Annotated in this window: 21 protein-coding genes; 15 read left to right on the top strand and 6 right to left on the bottom strand. The window is 51.0% G+C overall.

Annotated elements, in window-relative coordinates:
* Positions 1 to 9: 9 nt before the first annotated feature.
* Positions 10 to 354 carry a DUF1294 domain-containing protein gene (locus OOJ59_RS14755; protein WP_160956386.1) on the bottom strand — a complete coding sequence of 115 codons (345 nt, stop codon included), beginning with the start codon at positions 352 to 354 and terminating at the stop codon, positions 10 to 12.
* Between the two features lie 65 nt (positions 355 to 419).
* Between OOJ59_RS14755 and rstB the strand changes: the two genes are divergently transcribed.
* Positions 420 to 1,721: a two-component system sensor histidine kinase RstB gene (gene rstB / locus OOJ59_RS14750; protein WP_137347245.1), complete on the top strand. Its 1,302-nt coding sequence runs from the start codon at positions 420 to 422 to the stop codon at positions 1,719 to 1,721.
* Positions 1,722 to 1,795: 74 nt separating this feature from the next.
* Entirely contained in the window at positions 1,796 to 2,725 is a 930-nt protein-coding gene (tus, locus tag OOJ59_RS14745) for a DNA replication terminus site-binding protein (RefSeq protein ID WP_159121228.1), read from the top strand.
* On the opposite strand, the gene fumC is transcribed toward tus, so the two are convergent.
* Together fumC and fumB are read right to left on the bottom strand one after the other, a co-directional pair.
* On the bottom strand, positions 2,722 to 4,125 hold the full coding sequence (gene fumC, locus OOJ59_RS14740) for a class II fumarate hydratase (RefSeq protein ID WP_038640450.1): 1,404 nt from the start codon (positions 4,123 to 4,125) through the stop codon (positions 2,722 to 2,724). The two genes, tus and fumC, sit on opposite strands and share 4 nt — an antisense overlap.
* Before the next feature lie 140 nt (positions 4,126 to 4,265).
* Complete coding sequence (fumB, locus tag OOJ59_RS14735) at positions 4,266 to 5,912, bottom strand: class I fumarate hydratase (protein ID WP_061381392.1); 1,647 nt, start codon at positions 5,910 to 5,912, stop codon at positions 4,266 to 4,268.
* 262 nt (positions 5,913 to 6,174) lie between these two features.
* Here fumB and manA point away from each other — a divergent pair, with 262 nt between their 5' ends.
* Entirely contained in the window at positions 6,175 to 7,350 is a 1,176-nt protein-coding gene (gene manA, locus OOJ59_RS14730) for a mannose-6-phosphate isomerase (protein ID WP_087856361.1), read from the top strand.
* 106 nt (positions 7,351 to 7,456) lie between these two features.
* Positions 7,457 to 8,965 carry a YdgA family protein gene (locus OOJ59_RS14725; RefSeq protein WP_193157042.1) on the top strand — a complete coding sequence of 503 codons (1,509 nt, stop codon included), beginning with the start codon at positions 7,457 to 7,459 and terminating at the stop codon, positions 8,963 to 8,965.
* A 45-nt stretch (positions 8,966 to 9,010) separates the two neighbouring features.
* Here OOJ59_RS14725 and OOJ59_RS14720 read toward each other — a convergent pair whose 3' ends face one another.
* The gene (locus OOJ59_RS14720) at positions 9,011 to 10,039 is read right to left on the bottom strand and encodes a Mal regulon transcriptional regulator MalI (RefSeq protein WP_121529020.1); all 1,029 of its coding nucleotides are present in this window, start codon (positions 10,037 to 10,039) and stop codon (positions 9,011 to 9,013) included.
* Positions 10,040 to 10,208: 169 nt separating this feature from the next.
* Here OOJ59_RS14720 and malX point away from each other — a divergent pair, with 169 nt between their 5' ends.
* Entirely contained in the window at positions 10,209 to 11,801 is a 1,593-nt protein-coding gene (malX, locus tag OOJ59_RS14715; RefSeq protein WP_160956464.1) for a maltose/glucose-specific PTS transporter subunit IIBC, read from the top strand.
* A 10-nt stretch (positions 11,802 to 11,811) separates the two neighbouring features.
* Positions 11,812 to 12,984, top strand: coding sequence for a MalY/PatB family protein (locus OOJ59_RS14710; RefSeq protein ID WP_160956463.1), 1,173 nt, complete (start codon positions 11,812 to 11,814; stop codon positions 12,982 to 12,984).
* Positions 12,985 to 13,052: 68 nt separating this feature from the next.
* On the opposite strand, the gene OOJ59_RS14705 is transcribed toward OOJ59_RS14710, so the two are convergent.
* Complete coding sequence (locus OOJ59_RS14705) at positions 13,053 to 14,252, bottom strand: zinc-dependent alcohol dehydrogenase (RefSeq protein ID WP_150345574.1); 1,200 nt, start codon at positions 14,250 to 14,252, stop codon at positions 13,053 to 13,055.
* Positions 14,253 to 14,736: 484 nt separating this feature from the next.
* Here OOJ59_RS14705 and OOJ59_RS14700 point away from each other — a divergent pair, with 484 nt between their 5' ends.
* From OOJ59_RS14700 to add, 6 genes are all read left to right on the top strand, one after another.
* The gene (locus OOJ59_RS14700) at positions 14,737 to 14,922 is read left to right on the top strand and encodes a general stress protein (RefSeq protein WP_006684659.1); all 186 of its coding nucleotides are present in this window, start codon (positions 14,737 to 14,739) and stop codon (positions 14,920 to 14,922) included.
* 92 nt (positions 14,923 to 15,014) lie between these two features.
* Positions 15,015 to 15,512 carry a YciE/YciF ferroxidase family protein gene (locus tag OOJ59_RS14695; RefSeq protein WP_268063422.1) on the top strand — a complete coding sequence of 166 codons (498 nt, stop codon included), beginning with the start codon at positions 15,015 to 15,017 and terminating at the stop codon, positions 15,510 to 15,512.
* 24 nt (positions 15,513 to 15,536) lie between these two features.
* On the top strand, positions 15,537 to 16,043 hold the full coding sequence (locus tag OOJ59_RS14690; protein WP_038640433.1) for a ferritin-like domain-containing protein: 507 nt from the start codon (positions 15,537 to 15,539) through the stop codon (positions 16,041 to 16,043).
* Between the two features lie 50 nt (positions 16,044 to 16,093).
* Positions 16,094 to 17,500, top strand: coding sequence for a cytochrome ubiquinol oxidase subunit I (locus OOJ59_RS14685; RefSeq protein WP_199963895.1), 1,407 nt, complete (start codon positions 16,094 to 16,096; stop codon positions 17,498 to 17,500).
* Positions 17,500 to 18,510 carry a cytochrome d ubiquinol oxidase subunit II gene (gene cydB / locus OOJ59_RS14680; protein WP_159121233.1) on the top strand — a complete coding sequence of 337 codons (1,011 nt, stop codon included), beginning with the start codon at positions 17,500 to 17,502 and terminating at the stop codon, positions 18,508 to 18,510. The genes OOJ59_RS14685 and cydB overlap by 1 nt, the downstream gene beginning before the upstream one ends.
* 161 nt (positions 18,511 to 18,671) lie before the next feature.
* Entirely contained in the window at positions 18,672 to 19,673 is a 1,002-nt protein-coding gene (gene add / locus OOJ59_RS14675; protein WP_160955825.1) for an adenosine deaminase, read from the top strand.
* Positions 19,674 to 19,750: 77 nt separating this feature from the next.
* On the opposite strand, the gene OOJ59_RS14670 is transcribed toward add, so the two are convergent.
* Positions 19,751 to 20,791, bottom strand: coding sequence for an oxidoreductase (locus tag OOJ59_RS14670; protein WP_038640423.1), 1,041 nt, complete (start codon positions 20,789 to 20,791; stop codon positions 19,751 to 19,753).
* Between the two features lie 240 nt (positions 20,792 to 21,031).
* Between OOJ59_RS14670 and blr the strand changes: the two genes are divergently transcribed.
* The 3 genes from blr (at position 21,032) to OOJ59_RS14655 (ending at position 22,195) form a co-directional block, all read left to right on the top strand.
* The gene (gene blr, locus OOJ59_RS14665; RefSeq protein WP_038643149.1) at positions 21,032 to 21,157 is read left to right on the top strand and encodes a division septum protein Blr; all 126 of its coding nucleotides are present in this window, start codon (positions 21,032 to 21,034) and stop codon (positions 21,155 to 21,157) included.
* A 290-nt stretch (positions 21,158 to 21,447) separates the two neighbouring features.
* The gene (ydgT, locus tag OOJ59_RS14660; RefSeq protein WP_008784684.1) at positions 21,448 to 21,663 is read left to right on the top strand and encodes a transcription modulator YdgT; all 216 of its coding nucleotides are present in this window, start codon (positions 21,448 to 21,450) and stop codon (positions 21,661 to 21,663) included.
* A 91-nt stretch (positions 21,664 to 21,754) separates the two neighbouring features.
* Positions 21,755 to 22,195 (top strand): DUF2569 domain-containing protein, encoded by a 441-nt coding sequence (locus OOJ59_RS14655; protein ID WP_038640418.1) that lies wholly within the window; start codon positions 21,755 to 21,757, stop codon positions 22,193 to 22,195.
* The last annotated feature ends 8 nt before the right edge of the window (positions 22,196 to 22,203 follow it).

Here is a 22,203-nt window from a genome sequence, read left to right as displayed (position 1 = left end):
CTCCCTCACTCAGGAAGATGAAAATGGATAGAACTGATAAACCGCCCCCATCAGCGAGAGACTGACTATCACGCTAATAACAAAATAGGTTTTGAATGGCTGCTTTTGTGTTTTATGGCGGAAAATTTGTTGACCCGCTATCGCGCCCCCCCACCCGCCAACAACACCAAACATCAGCAAAGTAGACTCAGGCACCCTGCGCCAGGCCTTACGAGCGGCCATTTTGTCGAGGCCGTATAGCGCCATCGTCAGTATATTGGCAACTATTAGCCACATAACCACAGGTTGTGCGGTGAAAATACAGCCTGTTGCTGCGAAAATGAGTAGCAAATAACAACAACGATTGAAATTCATATTTTTATATCACAACAATTTTGAGAGTATCAGTACGCATTATATTGCGTATTCGGTGATTTTATATGAAGAAGCTGTTTGTACAGTTTTATCTCCTGCTGTTTGTCTGCTTTCTGGTGATGACCTTACTGGTCGGCCTTGTATACAAATTCACCGCAGAACGCGCGGGCAGACAGTCGCTCGACGATTTAATGAAAAGCTCGTTGTACCTGATGCGCAGTGAACTGCGCGAGATCCCACCACGTGACTGGGGTAAGACGCTAAAGGAGATGGATTTGAACCTCTCTTTTGATCTTCGCGTTGAACCGCTAAATAAATACACGCTGGATGCCCCAACCATGCAGCGCCTGCGCGAAGGCGATATTGTCGCGCTTGACGATCAGTACACTTTTATTCAACGAATCCCGCGCAGCCATTACGTGCTGGCCGTCGGTCCGGTACCCTATCTCTATTTTCTGCATCAAATGCGCTTGCTGGACATCGCGCTGATGGCGTTCATTGCCATTTCGCTGGCCTTCCCGGTGTTTATCTGGATGCGCCCCCACTGGCAGGAAATGCTCCGACTGGAAGCCGCAGCACAACGTTTTGGTGAGGGACATCTGGGCGAACGCCTCCATTTTGATAACGGTTCCAGTTTTGAGCGTCTTGGTGTGGCGTTTAACCAGATGGCGGACAATATCAATGCGCTGATCGCCAGTAAAAAACAGCTTATTGATGGTATTGCCCATGAGCTTCGGACTCCACTGGTACGCTTACGTTACCGACTGGAGATGAGTGAGAACCTCACCGAGCAAGAATCTCAGGCACTGAATCGTGATATCGGCCAGTTGGAAGCGTTGATCGAAGAGTTACTGACCTACGCCCGGTTGGATCGCCCACAAAATGAATTGAAGCTTAGCGTACCCGACCTGCCCCTTTGGCTGACAACCCATCTTGAGGATGTGCAAAGCGTCAATCCTGACCATGAGGTGCGGCTACGCCATCTTCAGAGTGGCGACTACGGTGCATTGGATATGCGCCTGATGGAGCGCGTGCTGGATAATCTGCTGAATAACGCCCTGCGCTATTGCCAGTCGACGGTACAAGCCAGTCTGCAGCTGGACGGCAACCAGGCGACACTGATCGTGGAAGACGACGGTCCGGGTATCGCACCTGCGGCGCGTGAACAAGTTTTTGAGCCATTTGTACGCCTCGATCCCAGTCGTGACCGGGCGACCGGTGGTTGCGGACTTGGGTTAGCCATCGTCCACTCGATCGCATTGGCTATGGGCGGTACGGTCGTTTGCGATGAAAGTGAACTGGGCGGCGCCCGTTTTTCTTTCAGTTGGCCCGTCTGGCATAACATTCCTGAATTTCCCACTGCCTGACCCATGCCGCTCGGTGGTCAGGCGGCAAATGTTGTGCTATAAAAAAGTATGTTGTAACTAAAAGGGTAAAACGCATGGCCCGTTACGATCTCGTTGACCGTCTGAACAGCACCTTCCGCCAGATGGAACAGGAACTGGCGCTGCTGAGCGAAAATTTGTTGCAGCAGACGCTGCTGATTGCGCGCGTGTTCTCGTTACCAGAAGTCGCCAAGGAGGCAGAACATGCCCCTTTGCAGAGCATCGATGTAAAACAACATTTAGGCAAAGAGGCTGAATCGCTGGCACTGCGTCACTATCGTCATCTGTTTATTCAGCAGCAATCCGAGAACCGCAGCAGCAAAGCGGCCGTCCGTCTACCGGGCGTGTTGTGCTATCAGGTGGATAACGCGGCGCAGCACGCTCTGGAAGAACAAATTCAGCGTATCAACCAGTTGAAAACGACGTTTGAGCGCATTGTCACGGTGGAATCGGGACTGGCGCCGGCCGCACGTTTCGAATGGGTGCATCGCCACCTGCCAGGACTGATTACGTTGAATGCCTATCGTACCCTCACGCTGGTGAAAGAACCCGCCACCCTGCGCTTTGGCTGGGCTAACAAACACATCATTAAAAACCTGAAGCGCGATGAAGTCCTGCAGCAACTGGAAAAGAGTCTGACGTCGCCGCGCAGCGTACACCCATGGACGCGTGAAGAGTGGCAGGCGAAGCTGGAGCGGGAATATCAGGACATCGCAGCCCTGCCACAGCAGGCAAAACTGAAGATTAAAAGACCGGTGAAAGTGCAGCCCATCGCCCGCGTCTGGTACAAAGGAGAGCAAAAACAGGTGCAATACGCCTGCCCAACGCCGCTGATTGCGCTAATCAACAACAACAACGGTATGACCGTACCCGATATCGGCGAGTTACTGAATTACGATGCCGACAACGTTCAGCATCGTTTTAAACCTCAGGCGCAGCCGTTGAGATTGATTATTCCCCGACTGCACCTGTACGTTGCTGATTAACTGCCCGGTCGCATGCTGCCAACCATCAGTTCCGGTCGTACCCAACTGTCGAACTCCGCTTCGGTTAAATATCCCAGCGCCAGGGCAGATGCTTTTAACGTCAGCCCTTCCTTGTGCGCTTTTTTGGCTATCTCAGCGGCTTTGTCGTAACCGATATGGGTATTGAGTGCGGTAACCAGCATCAGCGACTCGTTGAGTAACTGGTCGATTCGCTCACGATTGGGTTCAATACCCGTCGCGCAATGCTCGTTAAAGCTTTCCATCCCGTCCGCCAGCAAACGCACTGATTGCAGGAAGTTGTGGATGACCATCGGTCGATAAACGTTAAGCTCAAAGTTACCTGACGCCCCGCCCATATTAATGGCAACATCATTGCCCATCACCTGGCAACAAAGCATGGTCAGCGCCTCACACTGAGTCGGATTGACTTTACCCGGCATAATGGAGCTACCCGGTTCGTTTTCAGGAATTGAAATTTCACCAATACCACAACGCGGACCGGATGCCAGCCAACGCACATCGTTGGCGATTTTCATCAGTGACGCCGCCAGCCCCTTGAGCGCTCCGTGGGCGTGAACCAACGCATCGCAGGTCGCCAGTGCTTCAAATTTATTCGGTGCAGTAACAAACGGCGCGCAGGTAATGACCTTCAACTCATCCGCGACCCGACGAGCATATTCAGGATGGGTGTTCAGTCCAGTTCCCACCGCCGTTCCCCCCAACGCAAGTTCCGCCACATGGGGTAAACTGTTTTCAATGTGTCTGAGGTTATGTTCGAGCATCGCCACCCAGCCGGAAATTTCCTGCCCAAGCGTAAGCGGGGTCGCATCTTGCAGATGCGTCCGGCCAATTTTGACGATATCGGCAAACGCGTGGGATTTATCACTGAGCGTTTTGGTCAACACCGTTAATTGCGGGATCAGTGATTTGCGCAGCGCCAGCAGCGCGGCAACATGCATCGCTGTCGGAAAGACATCATTCGAGCTTTGGCTTTTATTAACATCATCGTTGGGGTGAACTTTTCGCTCCATTCCCCGCACGCCGCCCAGCAATTCGCTGGCACGGTTTGCCAGCACCTCATTCATATTCATATTGCTTTGCGTGCCGGACCCCGTCTGCCAAATGGCCAACGGAAACTCATCCCGATGTTTGTCCGCCAATACCTCATCTGCGGCCTGCATAATCGCGGTGGCTTTATCTTCCGCCAGCAGCCCGAGATCTAAATTAACCTTGGCAGCCGCCCGTTTCGTCAGCGCCAGCGCATGGATCAGCAAGACCGGCATTTTCTCCGTAGAGATACGAAAATGCTCCAGCGAACGTTGGGTTTGCGCCCCCCAAAGCTTATCGGCAGGAACATCAATTGCGCCCATTGAATCATTCTCGCGGCGTACCGTTACCATTACCTGCTCCTTACATTAAGAATTGATTAGGTTATGTTTCGACATTGCCCACTTGCATTGGTCTTATCAGTATTAACGAGGATTAAACTGTCGTTTGGTGGTTCGTGCGGAAAAAAAACCGCCCCTAAGGGCGGCTGACGTTACTTAACGCAGCGTGCGCACTGCGACGTCTGAATTTGCTTGAAGAAATCATTACCTTTGTCATCCACCAGGATAAACGCCGGGAAATCTTCCACTTCAATTTTCCAGATGGCTTCCATCCCCAGTTCAGGATATTCCACGCATTCCAGACTCTTGATACTGCCCTGGGCAAGCACCGCTGCGGGGCCGCCAATGCTACCTAAGTAGAAGCCGCCGTGCTTATGGCAGGCATCGGTCACCTGCTGGCTGCGGTTGCCTTTCGCCAGCATGATCATACTGCCGCCCGCGGCCTGAAGCTGGTCGACATATGAGTCCATACGTCCGGCTGTGGTTGGGCCAAGTGAACCAGAGGCATAGCCTTCCGGCGTTTTTGCTGGACCGGCGTAATAGATCGGGTGATCTTTAACATACTGCGGCAAACTTTCACCGTTATCCAGACGTTCTTTCAGTTTTGCATGCGCAATATCACGACCAACAATAATGGTTCCGTTGAGCGACAGACGCGTGGACACCGGGTACTGCGACAACTGGGCCAGGATCTCTTTCATCGGCCGATTGAGGTCAACGCGCACCGCTTCGCCTTCGCCCGCCTGGCGCAGCTCTTCTGGGATATATTTACCAGGATTATGCTCCAGTTTTTCGATCCAAATGCCTTCACGGTTGATCTTAGCTTTGATATTTCGATCGGCTGAGCAAGAAACCCCCATACCAACCGGACACGACGCGCCGTGACGCGGCAGACGGATCACGCGGATATCATGAGCGAAGTACTTCCCGCCAAACTGCGCACCCAGCCCTAAATTCTGCGCTTCTATCAACAGCTCTTTTTCCAGCTCCACATCGCGGAATGCCTGACCATGCTCGTTACCTTCGGTCGGCAGTTCGTCGTAGTATTTCGCCGAAGCCAACTTGACGGTTTTCAGCGTCGCTTCCGCCGACGTTCCACCAATCACAAACGCGATATGATACGGCGGACAAGCCGCTGTTCCCAGCGTACGCATCTTCTCGACCAGGTAATTTTTTAATTTGCCCGGCGTGAGCAGCGCTTTGGTTTCCTGGTACAGATAGGTTTTGTTTGCCGAACCACCGCCTTTAGCAATACACAAGAATTTGTATTCATCGCCGTCAACGGTATACAGATCGATCTGCGCCGGCAGGTTAGTGCCAGTGTTCACTTCTTTATACATATCCAGCGCGGCGTTTTGTGAATAGCGCAGGTTGTCTTCGATGTAGGTGTTATAGACCCCTCGTGCCAGTGCCGCTTCATCTCCGCCGCCGGTCCAGACACGCTGACCTTTTTTACCCACGATTATCGCTGTGCCGGTATCCTGACAGGTCGGCAAAATACCTTTCGCCGCGATGTCGGAGTTACGCAGGAATTGCAGGGCCACATATTTGTCGTTTTCGCTGGCCTCGGGGTCACGCAGGATATCAGCAACCTGCTGCTGATGTGCAGGACGCAGCATAAACGACGCATCATGAAAAGCCTGACGAGCCAGCAGGGTTAGCGCTTGCGGCGCGACTTTAATAACCTCCTGCCCTTCGAATTCGGCAACGGAGACATAGTCGCTGGTCAGCAGATAGTATTCGGTATCATCCTTTTTAAGCGGGAAAGGATGCTGATAATGAAAGGGTTTGTTTGACATTGTGCTCTCACTTACTGCTAGGTCTGGTTATTCTCTGGGCAGATGTTCCATTGCCCTGCTTCCCTGCCGTAAGTCGGGTTGGAGAAGGCAAGGCTTTCTGCAACCGGAAATACTCAGGGTATTAAAAGCGAGTCACCATATCCTACACAATTTTTTAACAAAAACTGAGACAAGTACGACTTTTTACATGCGCAGGTTACTTCCCTCAGGGTTTCTTGGTTTAATAGCCAGAGAAAATTCCACATTCAAACAGGGCTTGAGAATGCAAAAACTCATCAACTCAGTGCAGAACTACGCCTGGGGAAGTAAAACTGCGTTAACGGAACTTTATGGGATTGCCAACCCAACTCAGCAACCGATGGCTGAACTTTGGATGGGGGCGCACCCAAAAAGCAGTTCGCAGGTTCAGAGCGCTGACGGTCAGACGGTTGCTTTGCGCGACGTTATTGAACGCGATAAATCCGCGCTATTAGGTGATGCCGTTGCCAAACGCTTTGGTGAACTGCCCTTCCTGTTTAAAGTGCTCTGCGCCGCGCAACCCCTTTCGATTCAGGTTCACCCTAACAAGCACAATTCTGAAATCGGGTTTGCCAAAGAAAACGCCGCCGGGATCCCAATGGATGCCGCCGAGCGCAACTACAAAGATCCTAACCACAAACCAGAACTGGTTTTTGCTTTGACGCCTTTCCTGGCAATGAACGCATTTCGTGAGTTCTCCGAAATTGTTGCCTTGTTACAACCCGTTTCCGCCGCGCATCCGGCTATTGCGCATTTCCTGCAGGAGCCGAGCGCAGAGCGTCTGAGCTATCTATTCGCCAGTTTGCTGAATATGCAGGATGAGGAGAAATCCCATGCTCTGGCGATCCTGAAATCGGCGCTGAACAGCCAGCAGGGTGAACCCTGGCAAACCATCCGCCTGATTGCCGACTTCTACCCTAACGACAGCGGACTCTTTTCCCCACTGCTGCTCAACGTGGTTAAACTCAATCCCGGCGAGGCCATGTTCTTGTTTGCTGAAACCCCGCACGCCTACCTGCAGGGTGTGGCGCTGGAGGTGATGGCTAACTCAGATAACGTGCTGCGCGCCGGACTGACGCCAAAATATATTGATATCCCGGAACTGGTCGCCAACGTTAAATTTGTCGCTAAGCCTGCAAACCAGTTGCTGACCACACCGGTTAAAACGGATGGCGAACTGGACTTCCCTATTCCGGTCGACGATTTCGCCTTCTCCCTACATGAGTTAACGGCCACTGGTGCAGAGATCGGCCAGCAAAGCGCCGCAATTCTGTTCTGCATTGAGGGTGAAGCCGTGTTGAGCAAAGGTGAGCAGCGTCTGGTACTGCAGCCGGGTGAGTCGGCCTTTATTAGTGCGAATGAATCGCCGGTCAACGTCAGCGGCAAGGGCCGTTTAGCTCGGGTTTATAACAAGCTGTAGCAAGATACTGATATTTTTAACAACTCTTGCTAAGCTGTAGTGAGTTAAAGACAAGTCACTCTTCCAGGCGTCTTCAAACGCCTGGTTTTATTTTATGGATATCAAAATGAAAAAATCGCTGGTAGCTGCGGGTGTAGTGGTTGCACTGGGTATCGTCTGGACGGGCGGCGCCTGGTACACAGGTAAAAAACTCGAAACGCATCTCGCCGAGATGGTGACACAGGCAAACAATCAGTTGAAACGCTACTCCCCTGAGGCGGGAATTGAACTGAGTTATCAAAACTATCAGCGCGGCGTGTTCAATAGCCAACTGCAACTGGTGGTTAAACCCATCACCGGGCAGCAAGATTCCTGGCTGAAGCCGGGGCAAAGCATCGTCCTTAATGAAACGGTTGATCACGGTCCTTTCCCGCTGGCACAGCTGAAGTCGCTGAAACTGGTTCCCGCCATGGCCTCGGTGAAAACAACGTTGGTGAATAACGACGTCACCAAACCACTGTTCGACATTGCCAAAGGTGAAACGCCATTCATCATTAACTCCCGTATCAGTTACAGCGGCGATACCCGCTCCGATCTCTCCCTCAAACCGCTGAACTACGAGAATGGCGATGAAAAAGTGGCCTTCAGCGGCGGGGAATTCCAGTTTACGGCTGACAAAGACGGTAATGCGGTTTCGCTGACTGGCGATGCGCAAAGTGGTCTGGTTAATGCGGTCAATGAGTACAACCAGAAGGTACAAATTACCTTCAATAACCTGAAAACTGAAGGTTCCAGCAGTATCGCCAGCTTTGGTGAGCGTATTGGCGACCAGAAGTTGTCACTCGAAAAACTGTCAATTTCAGTCGAGGGTAAAGAGTTGGCGGTTCTGGAAGGCATGGGTATCGATGGTAAATCCGATCTGATCAACGAGGGTAAAACCGTTAACAGCCAGCTGGATTACACTCTGAACAGCCTTAAACTGCAGGGCCAGGATATGGGTAGCGGCAAACTGACGCTGAAAGTGGGTCAGATTGATGGTGAAGCCCTGCACCAGTTCAGTCAGCAGTATAGCGCCCAGACCAAGGCGTTGATGTCACAGGTGGATGTGGTGCAAAACCCGGAGCTATATCAGCAGAAAGTCACCGAAGCCTTCTTTAATGCCCTGCCGATTCTGATGAAAGGCGAACCGGTTATCACCATTGCGCCACTGAGCTGGAAAAATGCGAAAGGTGAAACCGCCTTTAATCTGTCTCTACTGCTGAAAGATCCGACCGCTAACACCGTGGAGCCGCAAACGCTGGCCCAGGAAGTGGATCGCTCCGTCAAATCACTGGACGCTAAGCTGACGATCCCTGTCGACATGGCGACTGAATTCATGACGCAGATTGCCAAACTGGAAGGATATCAGCAGGAAGAAGCGGCGGGTCTGGCGAAGCAGCAGGTTAATGGCCTCGCGGCGATGGGTCAGATGTTCCGTATTACGACGCTGCAGGACAACGTTATCGGTTCCAGCCTGCAATATGCGAACGGTCAGGTAACACTGAACGGACAGAAAATGTCGCTGGATGAGTTTGTTGGCATGTTCGGTATGCCTACCTTTGCTGAGCCGGACGCGCCTGCTGCCCCGCAACAGTAAATATCCCTTACGACAGGCCCGATAACTTTGCTTATCGGGCTTTTTTTATTTCGTGACGACCAGTCGGGCGGCAAGCGTCAGATTGCGCGAATGGCTTTCATCGTGGCCAATGCGTTGTAGCATGCGTTCCGCAAGGGTGTATCCCATTTCACGGGCAGGCGTGCAGGCCCAAATAATGGGAATATCATCCAGCGCGCTTTCCGCCACATCGGCAAATCCGGCCAAGGATATTTGCTGTTCAAAGTAGCGATCTACGCCTGTTTCACCACTCTGTCGCCCTGCTCTCATCAGGCCAAACCAGGCGCCTACGGCAATGGTTTCGTTGTAGCACACCACCGCACTGATTGTGGGATTCCGGCGTAACAGCGCCGTCACCTCTTCCGCGGCCTGCTTTTGGCTGGATGAACACTCCAGCACCCAGTCGCTATGAAACGGCAAACCATACTTTAACAATGTCGCACAATAGCCGCCGACGCGCTCTGCCCTGGTTAATGAAGAGCTTTGCCCGCCCAGCCAGGCAATGCGCTGATGCCCATGACGTATCAGTTGTTCAACCAGAAGTTGCGCGGCCTGCATGTTATCAGGTCTGACGGTGTCAACGTCATCCATATAGCTGGCGCGTGACGCAAACACCACCGGGATCCCTTTCTCAGCGGCCAGTTGCTGTAGCGCGTCACTGCTGCCTGCGGCCCCGGCGATCACCACGCCATCAACCCCTTGATTAAGTAACAGGGTGAAGCGCTGTGTCAGCTGTTCGCCGTCTTTACCGCCATGCAGTAAGAAGACCATGCGCCCCTGAGCTTCTAATGCTTCCGTCAGCCCCGCCGTTAGCTCGGCGTAAAACGGCGTAGAAAGATCGCGCACGATCAACCCCACTACCCCGCTCTGCCCACCGCGCAGGGCTGATGCTTGTCGATTACGCACAAACCCCAGTTGCTCAATGGCAGCATTTACCCGTTCACCGGTTGCTGATGAAATACGTCCTTTGCCACTGAGTACCAATGAGACGGTACTGACCGAAACACCCGCAGCCAGCGCAACATCATGGATCGTTATTTTTTTGGCTATAGCCATAAAAACAGAAAACTCCCTGATAACGTGACGGATAAAACGTTTTATCAATCACTTATATTTATACCCCCTATTATCGTTCGATAATGTGATTTATACCGCACTAAAATTAGGTAAAACGTTTTATCTTCTCGCCATCATTAGCCAGCCTGATTTAACAAGGAGTCGTTTAATGACGACGAGAACCACACCAAAAATAACGTTATGGGAATTTTTCCAGCAGTTGGGCAAAACTTTTATGTTGCCCGTGGCTCTGCTCTCATTTTGCGGGATCATGTTAGGGATCGGCAGTTCGTTAAGCAGCCACGATGTCTTAACGTTAATCCCGGCGTTAGGAAATCCGGTGCTACAGGCCATCTTTACCTGGATGAGCAAGGTTGGCTCATTTGCGTTTAGCTTCCTACCGGTGATGTTCTGTATTGCCATTCCTCTTGGCCTGGCGCGCGAGAACAAAGGTGTGGCGGCGTTTGCTGGTTTTGTCGGTTACGCGGTAATGAACCTTGCCGTCAACTTCTGGTTAACCGCAAAAGGTATCTTACCCACCACTGATGCGGCGATCCTGAAAGCCAACAACGTGCAAAATATTCTGGGGATCCAGTCGATCGACACCGGGATCCTCGGCGCCGTCATCGCCGGGATCATCGTCTGGATGCTGCATGAACGCTTCCATAACATTCGTCTGCCGGATGCTCTCGCCTTCTTCGGCGGCACTCGCTTCGTTCCCATCATCTCCTCGGTAGTGATGGGCCTGGTCGGTCTGGTCATTCCCCTGATTTGGCCGGTTTTCGCCATGGGCATTACCGGACTCGGTCACATCATCAACAGTGCAGGTGAATTTGGTCCTATGCTGTTTGGCACCGGCGAACGTCTGTTGCTGCCTTTTGGCCTGCATCATATTCTGGTGGCATTGATTCGCTTTACCGAAGCCGGCGGCACGCAGGAAGTCTGTGGTCATAGCGTGAGCGGCGCACTGACTATTTTTCAGGCTCAATTGAGCTGCCCGACAACCCAAGGCTTCTCTGAAAGCGCAACTCGCTTCCTGTCCCAGGGTAAAATGCCAGCGTTCCTCGGCGGGTTACCGGGTGCAGCGTTAGCGATGTATCACTGCGCACGTCCAGAGAATCGTCATAAAATTAAAGGGTTATTAATTTCCGGTCTGATTGCCTGTGTAATTGGTGGTACGACCGAACCTCTTGAGTTCTTGTTCCTGTTCGTGGCCCCGGTTCTGTATGTGATCCACGCTTTGCTTACCGGCCTCGGCTTCACCGTGATGGCGGTGCTTGGCGTTACCATCGGTAACACTGACGGTAACCTGATCGACTTCGTGGTGTTCGGCATCCTGCATGGATTGTCTACCAAGTGGTATCTGGTCCCTGTCGTCGCGGCTATCTGGTTCGCGGTGTATTACGTTATCTTCCGCTTCGCCATCACGCGCTTCAATCTGAAGACACCGGGTCGCGAAGTCGAAATGGCCAGCACTATCGAAAAAGTGATGGCTGCAGCGCCAGGTAAATCGGGATACAACGTGCCAGCTATTCTGGCGGCGTTGGGCGGCGCGGAAAACATTGTTAGCCTGGATAACTGCATTACTCGTCTGCGCTTGTCAGTGAAAGATATGTCGCTTGTTAACGTACAAGCTCTGAAGGACAATCGTGCCATTGGCGTAGTACAGCTCAATCAGCATAACCTCCAGGTTGTTATTGGTCCGCAGGTCCAGTCAGTGAAAGACGAAATCGCGGTTCTGATGAATACCGTACAGGCTTAAGGACAACACTATGTTTGATTTTTCAAAGGTTGTGGACAGACACGGCACCTGGTGTACCCAATGGGATTACGTCGCCGACCGTTTTGGCTCAGCCGATCTGCTACCGTTCACCATCTCTGACATGGATTTTGCCACTGCCCCCTGCATTCTTGAGGCGCTTACCCAGCGCCTGTCCCATGGCGTATTGGGTTATAGCCGTTGGAAAAATGATGAATTTTTGGCGGCCATTCAGCACTGGTTTCTTACGCGTCACAATACAAAAATCGATCCTCAGTCGCTGGTATATGGTCCCTCGGTCATCTATATGGTGTCAGAGCTGATTCGCCAGTGGTCTTCCGCGGGTGATGCGGTGGTTATCCACACTCCGGCTTACGACGCGTTTTACAAAGCTATCGAGGGTAATCAGCGCGTGGTACGCGCTGTCGAACTGGAAAAACGCACTGATGGTTGGTACTGCGACATGGCCGCGCTGGAGAGTGCCCTGTCTCGTTCAGAGAGCAAAATTCTTCTGCTCTGTAGCCCACAAAATCCGACGGGTAAAGTGTGGACGCGTGATGAGCTGGAAACCATGGCGGAACTGTGCCAGCGCCATGGTGTAAAAGTTATTTCCGATGAGATCCATATGGATATGGTATGGGGAGATCACCCACATATTCCCTGGAGTAACGTCGCACGTGACAGCTGGGCGCTGCTCACTTCCGGTTCAAAAAGTTTTAATATTCCGGCACTGACCGGGGCTTACGGGATGATTGAAGACGCTCAAAGTCGTAACGATTATCTCAGCGCATTAAAAGGTCGCGATGGTCTTTCCTCGCCGGCGGTACTGGCGCTGACCGCTCATATTGCCGCCTATCAACAGGGCGCAAGCTGGCTTGATGCGCTGCGGGATTATCTTGCCAGCAATCTGCATTACGTCGCCCGCGAGCTTAATGCCGCATTCCCCGAACTGAGCTGGCAGGTTCCACAGTCTACCTATCTGGCGTGGATTGACCTGCGTCCGCTCAACATTGATGATCGCGAATTGCAGGAAGCGCTTATCCACCAGCAGAAAGTTGCCATCATGCCAGGATACACCTACGGCGAAGAAGGACGCGGTTTTGTGCGCCTGAATGCCGGATGTCCGCGCTCAAAACTTGAAAAAGGCGTTCAGGGATTGATTAACGCCATCCGTACAATTCGTTAAGCAGGTTTGCGCAATGAAAACCTCATTGCGCGCCTTATCAGCCTGACGCCTCCTCCATTAAGCCAGCGTCAATCATTCACCGTGGATAATCCCGCTTTCATTCCCGGTACCAGAATAACTTTTCGACACCCATCTTCCCGTTTCTCAAAAATTTCATATCCTCTTGCGGCATCTTCCAGCGGCATATGGTGCGTCACAATCTCTTCCGGGGTAAGCAATCCCTTCTCGATCAAATTAAGCAGATCAGGTAAGTAAGCATGCACATGTGTCTGCCCCATTTTGAACGTCAGTCCCTTATCAAAAGCATCACCAAACATGAATCCGTGGATAAAACCGGCGTAAACGCCAGGGACGCTGACAATTCCTCCCCGGCGCACTGCCGCAATGCATTGCCTGAGCGCTTTTCCGCTACTGCCTTCAATTTTTAATGTGCTGAGTACAGTTTCAGTGAGGCTCCCTTTTGCCTCAAAACCGACAGCATCAATCACCGCATCCACGCCACGATGACCTGCCGTGTTATCAATAATCCATTTTGCAGGATCGTCGTTTTTATCAAAGTTAATGGGAATCGCACCATAACGTTGTCGTGCAAATTCAAGGCGGTAATCGTTATGATCAATGATAAATATCTGTTCGGCACCGTTGAGACGAGCACAAGCCGCAGTTAATAACCCTACCGGTCCAGCGCCAAAGATAGCAACGCTGGAGCCTGGCTTAATGTCGGCATTCTTCACTGCCTGCCATGCCGTCGGTAAAATATCAGACAGAAAAAGAACCTTTTCATCTGCCAACGTATCCGGCACTTTGAATGGACCTGTGTTCGCTTTTGGCACCCGAACATATTCGGCCTGACCGCCAGGAATACCGCCGTACAGATCGCTGTAGCCAAACAGTGCCGCCGGTGGCGTGATATTCTTGCGGTTCAGCGCTGCGCCGTTGCCACTGTTAGTGCTTTCACACGCGGCATACTGATGAAGTTGACAGAAAAAACATTCGCCACAGGCAATGACAAAGGGTACCACCACGCGATCACCTTTACTTACAGCCGTCACTTGCGATCCCGTTTCAACCACTTCGCCCATAAACTCATGACCAAATATATCGCCATGATGAATTCCAGGGATCTTACCGCGATAAAGATGCAGGTCCGAACCGCATATAGCAGTCGCAGTAACACGCAGAATGATATCATCCGGCTCTTCTATGCCGGGATCTGGCATATTATCAACGCTAACATGATGAGGGCCATGATAAGTCAGTGCTTTCATCATTTTTCTCCTTTAAGTCATCATCTTAAAAGTAAAAAATTATCGTATTTGGCTGGTTCCTTCATTATTTAAGTTAACCATGTTTTCGCTCCGTATTGTTTTTGCCCAAAAGAGTAGTAAGCGTAGAACAAAATGAATACCATGACATTTAATAATGTCATTTTAAGCATGAACGGAACGCTTCGATTTTATTGCGATCTATTTATAATTTAAGAAAATTTACAAGGGTAATCCTGATCAGGCAATCATGCCTTTATTCCTTCTAAATCTCAGGCGGTTACAGCGACTTATTAATTAAACGTCAGCCATAATAAGCGAAGCGGTATTTCCCGCAATCCATTGAAAATTATCAATACGGACTAATCCGCATATCAACATTAAATTTGACTTAATACAAATAGCCGCTAACTTTAAGCCTTGAACAACGACTGATACGAAATTATTTTTTGTATCTGACTGACATAACCGATATATGAGGTGATATATGGCAGAGCATCGTGGTGGTTCCGGTAACTTCGCAGAAGACCGAGAAAAAGCATCAGAAGCGGGCCGTAAAGGCGGTCAACATAGCGGTGGTAACTTCAAAAACGATCCGCAACGCGCATCTGAAGCAGGCAAAAAAGGTGGACAAAGCAGCCACGGTGGTGGCCGTAAGTCTGACAACTCCTGATAGTTAGCGTTATTTTCATCTTTTAATGAAAAGAGTGTCCTGCGGGTCTGTATGAGGCTCGCAGTTATTTTTAACCTCTACAGGATATTAATATGCATATGAAAAGCATTGAAGACGTATTTATTCACCTACTTTCAGATACCTATAGCGCCGAAAAACAATTAACGCGCGGACTGGCTAAACTCGCCAGAGCCGCATCAAGTGAAAAGCTCAGCAAAGCCTTTAATGCCCACCTGGAAGAAACTCAGGGGCAAATTGAACGTATTGACCAAATCGTTGAGCAAGAGCCGGGAATTAAGATTAAACGCATGAAATGTGTGGCGATGGAAGGCTTAATTGAAGAGGCTAATGAGGTTATTGAAAGCACCGAGAAAAATGAAGTACGCGATGCGGCATTAATCGCAGCCGCACAGAAAGTGGAACATTATGAAATTGCCAGCTACGGCACACTGGCAACCCTAGCAGAACAACTTGGATATAAAAAAGCCGTAAAACTCCTCACAGAAACGCTTGAAGAAGAAAAACAAACCGATCTGAAATTAACCGATCTTGCGGTTGGTAACATTAATAAAGACGCTGAAAAACGATAACCATACTGACACGAGGAAATTACGATGAATCACTTAGAACATTACCATGACTGGCTACGCGATGCGCACGCGATGGAAAAGCAAGCGGAGTCAATGCTGGAATCGATGGCGAGTCGTATCGATAATTATCCTGATTTGCGTGCCAGAATTGAGCAACATATTAATGAAACAAAACGGCAAATTACTCTGCTGGAAGAGATCCTCGATCGAAACGATATCTCGCGCTCTGTATTAAAAGACTCAATGAGTAAAATGGCGGCTTTTGGCCAGTCGATTGGCGGCATGTTTCCTTCTGACGAAATTGTAAAAGGCGCAATTAGCGGCTATGTATTCGAGCAATTTGAAATAGCCTGCTACACATCGCTTTTGGCCGCCGCAAAAAAGGTCGGTGATACCGCCTCTATCCCCGCTATTGAAACGATTCTGGCAGAGGAACGTGAGATGGCCGACTGGCTGATTAAACATATTCCGCAAACGACAGAACAATTTCTCTTACGGTCTGACGCTGACGGCGTTGTAGCCAAAAAATAATCTCATTACGCTCTGCTTCAGGCAGAGCTTCCTCGGATGGGGTCTGTACCGTGCCTGAACTTGACGCTTTTTATTTAGCCCGTTTTCAGTTCGCCTTCACTGTCTCTTTCCATATTCTTTTTCCCGCGATTACGATTGGAATGGCCAGCTATCTGGTGGTGCTGGAGGGGATGTGGCTGCGCACGCGAAACAATCTCTGGCGCTCGCTCTATAATTTCTGGCTGCAAATCTTCGCCGTCAATTTTGGGATGGGCGTCGTATCCGGCCTGGTGATGGCTTATCAGTTCGGTACCAACTGGAGCGGTTTTTCGCAATTTGCCGGCAGTATTACCGGACCACTGTTGCTTTATGAAGTCCTGACCGCCTTTTTCCTCGAAGCGGGCTTCCTTGGCGTAATGCTATTCGGCTGGAACAAAGTATCTCCAGCGCTGCATTTCTTCACCACCTGTATGGTGGCGCTGGGCACGTTACTCTCTACCTTCTGGATCCTGGCTTCCAACAGTTGGATGCAAACACCTCAAGGTTTTAGCCTCGAAAATGGGCATGTCATTCCCCAGGATTGGCTGGCTATCATATTTAACCCTTCATTTCCGTATCGCTTATTGCATATGTCGATTGCTGCTTTTCTGAGTAGCGCGATGTTCGTTGGCGCATCTGCCGCCTGGCATTTACTCCGGGGTAACGATACCCCTGCCATTCGTAAAATGTTTTCGATGGCGTTGTGGATGGCTCTGATTGTCGCCCCTATTCAGGCGGTTGTTGGAGATATGCATGGCCTCAATACCCTTGAGCATCAGCCTGCGAAAATAGCGGCCATTGAGGGACATTGGGAGAATCCCCCCGGAGAGGCGACGCCGTTGACGCTGTTTGGCATGCCTGACATGGAGGAAGAGCGCACCAAATACGCTCTGGCGATCCCTGCGCTGGGCAGTCTGATTCTGACCCATAGCCTGGACAAGCAGGTTCCAGCGCTGAAGGATTTTCCCAAGGAAGATCGCCCCAACTCCGCAATTGTATTTTGGTCGTTTCGCATCATGGTTGGCATGGGCGTGTTGATGATCGCCCTGGGTATCTGCAGTGTCTGGTTACGTTGGCGCAAACGCCTGTACCATTCCCGCCCATTCCAGTGGTTTGCGCTTTTGATGGGGCCTGCCGGACTATTGGCCTTACTGGCCGGCTGGGTGACCACGGAAGTTGGCCGCCAGCCCTGGGTCGTATACGGCTTTTTGCGCACGAGAGATGCCGTTTCATTGCACAGCACAACGCAAATGGTCATCAGTTTGCTGTTATTTATCGTCGTTTATAGCACCGTCTTTGGCGTGGGTTATCACTACATATTCAGGCTGATTAAAAAAGGACCTCAGCCGGTCAGTGAACTGACCTCACAAACCGATGGCACCCCTGCGCGTCCGCTTTCCGCCGCAGAACCGGTAACGGATGAAGAGGAGAAAATCTGATGGACATCGATATCACCGTAATCTGGTTTATTATCATTGTCTTTGCCACGCTGATGTACATCGTAATGGACGGTTTCGATTTGGGCATTGGTATGTTGTTTAGCATTGTACATGCCCCCAGCGAGCGAGATGTGATGGTGAACAGCGTGGCCCCCGTCTGGGACGGGAACGAAACCTGGCTGGTGCTCGGTGGAGCCGGTCTCTTTGGCGCATTCCCTCTGGCTTATGCTGTGATTGCTGACGCACTGGCAATTCCACTCACGATGATGCTAATTGGGTTGATTTTTCGCGGCGTGGCATTTGAGTTTCGCTTTAAAGCCACGCCTTCGCATCGGCTATTTTGGGACTACGCTTTTGCCGGCGGCTCGTTGCTGGCGACCGTGAGTCAGGGGATCGTTGTTGGCGCCGTGATTAACGGCTTCGATATAGCAGAACGACGCTTTGCCGGGTCGGCCTTGGATTGGTTGACCCCATTTAATGTGTTTTGCGGACTCGGACTGGTTGCCGCCTATCTGTTACTCGGCACCACCTGGCTGATAATGAAAAGCGATGGCGCGCTTCAGGAACGGATGCGTAAATTAACGCGCTATGTTCTGCTCGCTCTGCTGGCGGTTATTGCCGTGGTCAGCATCTGGACCCCCCTTAGCTGGCAATACATTGCAGAACGCTGGTTCACGCTACCTAATTTCTACTGGTTTGTGCCGGTCCCCATTCTGGTGACGATACTCAGCCTGTGGATTTGGCGTCTGAGCAGCGACAACACCAGCCATGCACGACCTTTTATCCTGACGCTGGGATTAATCTTTCTGGGTTTTAGCGGCTTAGGTATCAGCCTGTGGCCCTATATTATTCCGCCGCATGTTACCTTATGGGATGCAGCGGCTCCCCCTGCAAGCCAGATGTTTATGCTGGTTGGCACGCTTATTATTATTCCGGTCATTCTGATGTATACGGCATGGAGCTACTATGTCTTTCGCGGCAAAGTATCTGACGGAGAAGGCTACCATTGACCAGGATAGCACGCCGATCGCCTGACTCATTGAAAATCTGAAATAAATGTCCACAATGTGACCCTTTTGCAAAGTGTTGGCGCGCTTTATTCAAAGTTATTAGAGAATTATGATTCTGTTGTATAATGCCGTGCACTTTACCTAAAAATACGAGTGCGACCATGATTGATACTTCTCTCCCCTTAACCGACGTCCATCGCCACCTTGATGGTAACATCCGTGCCCAAACGATCCTCGATCTGGGTCGCCAGTTCAATTTAACCCTCCCGGCACAGACGCTGGAAACGTTGATCCCTCATGTGCAAGTGACGTCAACCGAGCCTGATTTGGTCAGTTTTTTATCCAAACTGGACTGGGGCGTAAAGGTTCTGGCCTCGCTGGACGCCTGCCGCCGCGTCGCGTTTGAAAATATTGAGGATGCCGCACGTAACGGCCTGCACTATGTTGAACTACGTTTTTCCCCTGGCTACATGGCAATGACCCATCAACTCCCTGTAGCAGGCGTGGTTGAAGCCGTTATTGCAGGCGTGCGCGAAGGCTGCAAGGCCTTTGGCGTTGAAGCGCGTTTAATTGGCATTATGAGTCGTACCTTCGGCGAAGCCGCCTGCCTGCAGGAACTTGATGCGCTGTTAGCACACCGTGACCATATTACTGCGCTGGATCTGGCCGGTGACGAACTGGGCTTCCCGGGTAGTTTGTTCCTGTCACATTTCAACCAGGCACGCGATGCAGGCTGGCATATTACGGTCCATGCCGGCGAAGCCGCGGGACCAGAAAGTATCTGGCAGGCCATTAAAGAATTAGGCGCTGAACGCATTGGTCATGGTGTTAAAGCGGTCGAAGATCGCGCATTGATGGATTATCTCGCCGAACACCGTATCGGCATTGAATCCTGCCTGACATCGAACATCCAGACCAGCACCGTCGCTACGCTGGCGACCCATCCGCTGAAAATATTTCTTGAACATGGCGTTGTGGCCAGTCTGAATACGGACGATCCGGCGGTTCAGGGTGTCGATATTATTCACGAGTACACCATTGCCGCACCTGCCGCAGGTTTAACTCGCGAACAGATCCGCCAGGCGCAAATCAATGGTCTGGAAATGGCATTCCTGAGTAACGAAGAGAAACGTACGCTGCGCGAGAAAGTCGCGGCAGCGTGACGCTTGTCCGGCCTACGTGGCGTTGCATTGTAGGCCGGAGCACATGCCGGGGCATCCGCCATCCGGCATGTGCCTTATCAGGCAAGGCAAAGCGTGGAGCGGTGTTTTGCGGACTCAAGGCCAAGCTCAATCAGCTCCATAATCTGGATAGCTTGTCTCGCCGGGACCGGGTTTTCACCATTACCGTTCAGCGCATCACGGATGCCTGCATAGTACGCCGGGTAATTACCTGGCACGGTCAGCCAGGTCTCTTCAACCCGCTCATCGCCTTCAACTCGCGTCAATACGCCATCGCGCATGTCGTAACCCCAGTCTTCCTGAGGCAGGCGCTCGCCATTTTTCAGACGTTCTTCCTGTGGGTCAAGACCATACTTGACGTAGCTCCCGCGTGAGCCGTGCACGATATAGCGGGCCGATTCTGCGGCAGCCAGCATGGTTCCATGCAGAATCACACGACGCTGTGGATACGTCAGAATGGCATGGAAGTAATCTGTCGATTGTGCGCCCGGACGCAGTTGCGCCAGATCCACCGTCATACTGACCGGCAAACCAAACAGATTAATCGCTTGATCCAAAAGATGTGGCGCTAAATCATACCAAATACCGCTGCCCGGACCGCCCTGTTCACGCCAACGGTCCCGAACCTGCGGGCGGAAACGATCGAAGTGGGACTCAAAATAGGCAACTTCGCCCAAAACGCCATCCGCCAATAGCGCTTTCAACGTCAGAAAATCACTGTCCCAGCGCCGGTTATGGAAAACGGATAGTACGCGCCCCAGACTACGCGCGAGAGCATCCAGCTCACGAGCTTGTGACAGTGTCACGGTAAACGGTTTATCAACAACCACATGTTTACCCGCTTCCAGTGCGGCCTTCGCTAACGGGAAGTGCGTGTCATTTGGCGTAGGGATCACAATCAGGTCAATATTAGGATCGTTAAAAAGGTGCTTAGGCTCAGCAACAACCGTCACTGTAGGCCAGTCGGCCTTCACTTTTGCTTCATCGCTACTGGACACCGCGGCCAGTTCCAGGCCTGGTGTGCCCACAATCAGGGGGGCATGGAAGGTTTTACTGGCGTAACCATAGCCGATTAGCCCAACGCGGATGTTGTCACTCATGTTATTGCCTCTCAATTCAGACTGACCTATTTCACACCATACATTGCAACGTCTCAATAGTTTAATAACCTTTGCGCTACAAAGGTTGTTTATTAACTTAAGTCAAACATATGCTTCTTAAGCTGAATTTGCCGCGAAAAAGTGGCTGAAATCGTTCCCAATCTTCTTGCTGTATTATGGAGAGATTAGTAACATTTGCAGCCTGTGTTTATGGATAAATCAAAGCAAATGTCATCAGTAATGAATCGTCTTATTGAGTTAGCAGGTTGGATTGTTCTTGCGGTCTCCGTGATCCTGCTGGGTATTGCCAATCATATTGACAATTACCAGCCACCGGAGCCAATTGCAGCAGTGCAGAAAAAATAAGCGTCATCAGCTTTTTTCGACCCGCAATTCACCTTTACGCATTGCTGGGTCCGGCTGTAAAAGATCCAATTCTGTCAAAAAAAGCGAATTATGCCGCATCCCGCTCCCGCGCGTATTGCCTGGGATCGCGAAGCGCGCTAACCTTGCCGCAGGCGTACATAGCGCCTGCTTTTTACAGGTATGCATACTCTTCTTACATTTGCGCGCAAATCCGCTTTTACCTGTGCACGTTGTTTATTTCTTAATATTTTCTACTCCGTTGGTATTATTTTATATATGGATTGCTCTTTATGACTGTTCAGGATTACTTATTAAAATTCCGTAAAATTAGTTCACTCGAAAGTCTGGAAAAACTGTTCGATCATCTTAACTACACGCTCACCGACGATAACGACATTATCAATATGTACCGTGCAGCAGACCACCGTCGTGCGGAGCTTATCTCCGGAGGTCGTCTGTTTGACGTCGGTCAGGTGCCTAAATCAGTCTGGCATTACGTGCAATAAAGAAGAAAGTAGCGCTCAACGTTAAAAGCTTTATAATAATTGCCCCAAAATGAATGGCATGTTTGATCGCGCGCGTAAACCTGGAGAAGAGATGACTACCACACCGGCACAACGTATCGGAGGCTGGCTACTTGGGCCATTGGCCTGGCTGTTAGTTGCGTTGTTGAGTGCTTCGCTGGCGTTGTTACTTTACGTCACTGCGCTGGCCACACCGCAAACCTTCCAAACGCTTGGTGAGCAAAGTACGACCAATTTGTTGTTATGGGGCGTCTCTTTTATTACGGCTATCGCCATGTGGTATTACACGTTATGGCTGACGATTGCGTTTTTCAAACGCAGAACCTGCGTGCCGAAGCACTATATTTTATGGCTGTTGATCTCCGTGTTACTGGCGATTAAAGCGTTTGCGTTTTCACCCGTCCCGGACGCCTTTGCCGTGCGCCAACTGCTGTTCCCTTTGTTAGCAGCAGCACTGCTGGTGCCCTACTTCAAGCGCTCACAGCGCGTTAAGTCGACGTTTGTGAACCCGTAATAACCCTA

This window comes from Citrobacter sp. W9, from assembly GCF_026719375.1.
Classification (GTDB): Bacteria; Pseudomonadota; Gammaproteobacteria; order Enterobacterales; family Enterobacteriaceae; genus Citrobacter; species Citrobacter werkmanii.
Note: the sequence above shows the minus strand (reverse complement) of the source record. Positions and strands in the feature narration are given on the sequence as shown.

Bases quoted from the DNA above. Each gene is read 5' to 3' on its own strand.
- OOJ59_RS14720 (WP_121529020.1), bottom strand. From the start codon at position 10,039: ATGGCTATAGCCAAAAAAATAACGATCCATGATGTTGCGCTGGCTGCG.
- OOJ59_RS14690 (WP_038640433.1), top strand. From the start codon at position 15,537: ATGAATCACTTAGAACATTACCATGACTGGCTACGCGATGCGCACGCG.
- manA (WP_087856361.1), top strand. From the start codon at position 6,175: ATGCAAAAACTCATCAACTCAGTGCAGAACTACGCCTGGGGAAGTAAA.
- OOJ59_RS14705 (WP_150345574.1), bottom strand. From the start codon at position 14,252: ATGAAAGCACTGACTTATCATGGCCCTCATCATGTTAGCGTTGATAAT.
- OOJ59_RS14710 (WP_160956463.1), top strand. From the start codon at position 11,812: ATGTTTGATTTTTCAAAGGTTGTGGACAGACACGGCACCTGGTGTACC.
- fumB (WP_061381392.1), bottom strand. From the start codon at position 5,912: ATGTCAAACAAACCCTTTCATTATCAGCATCCTTTCCCGCTTAAAAAG.
- blr (WP_038643149.1), top strand. From the start codon at position 21,032: ATGAATCGTCTTATTGAGTTAGCAGGTTGGATTGTTCTTGCGGTCTCC.
- rstB (WP_137347245.1), top strand. From the start codon at position 420: ATGAAGAAGCTGTTTGTACAGTTTTATCTCCTGCTGTTTGTCTGCTTT.
- OOJ59_RS14700 (WP_006684659.1), top strand. From the start codon at position 14,737: ATGGCAGAGCATCGTGGTGGTTCCGGTAACTTCGCAGAAGACCGAGAA.
- ydgT (WP_008784684.1), top strand. From the start codon at position 21,448: ATGACTGTTCAGGATTACTTATTAAAATTCCGTAAAATTAGTTCACTC.
- cydB (WP_159121233.1), top strand. From the start codon at position 17,500: ATGGACATCGATATCACCGTAATCTGGTTTATTATCATTGTCTTTGCC.
- malX (WP_160956464.1), top strand. From the start codon at position 10,209: ATGACGACGAGAACCACACCAAAAATAACGTTATGGGAATTTTTCCAG.
- OOJ59_RS14670 (WP_038640423.1), bottom strand. From the start codon at position 20,791: ATGAGTGACAACATCCGCGTTGGGCTAATCGGCTATGGTTACGCCAGT.
- fumC (WP_038640450.1), bottom strand. From the start codon at position 4,125: ATGGTAACGGTACGCCGCGAGAATGATTCAATGGGCGCAATTGATGTT.
- OOJ59_RS14725 (WP_193157042.1), top strand. From the start codon at position 7,457: ATGAAAAAATCGCTGGTAGCTGCGGGTGTAGTGGTTGCACTGGGTATC.
- add (WP_160955825.1), top strand. From the start codon at position 18,672: ATGATTGATACTTCTCTCCCCTTAACCGACGTCCATCGCCACCTTGAT.
- OOJ59_RS14755 (WP_160956386.1), bottom strand. From the start codon at position 354: ATGAATTTCAATCGTTGTTGTTATTTGCTACTCATTTTCGCAGCAACA.
- OOJ59_RS14655 (WP_038640418.1), top strand. From the start codon at position 21,755: ATGACTACCACACCGGCACAACGTATCGGAGGCTGGCTACTTGGGCCA.
- tus (WP_159121228.1), top strand. From the start codon at position 1,796: ATGGCCCGTTACGATCTCGTTGACCGTCTGAACAGCACCTTCCGCCAG.
- OOJ59_RS14695 (WP_268063422.1), top strand. From the start codon at position 15,015: ATGCATATGAAAAGCATTGAAGACGTATTTATTCACCTACTTTCAGAT.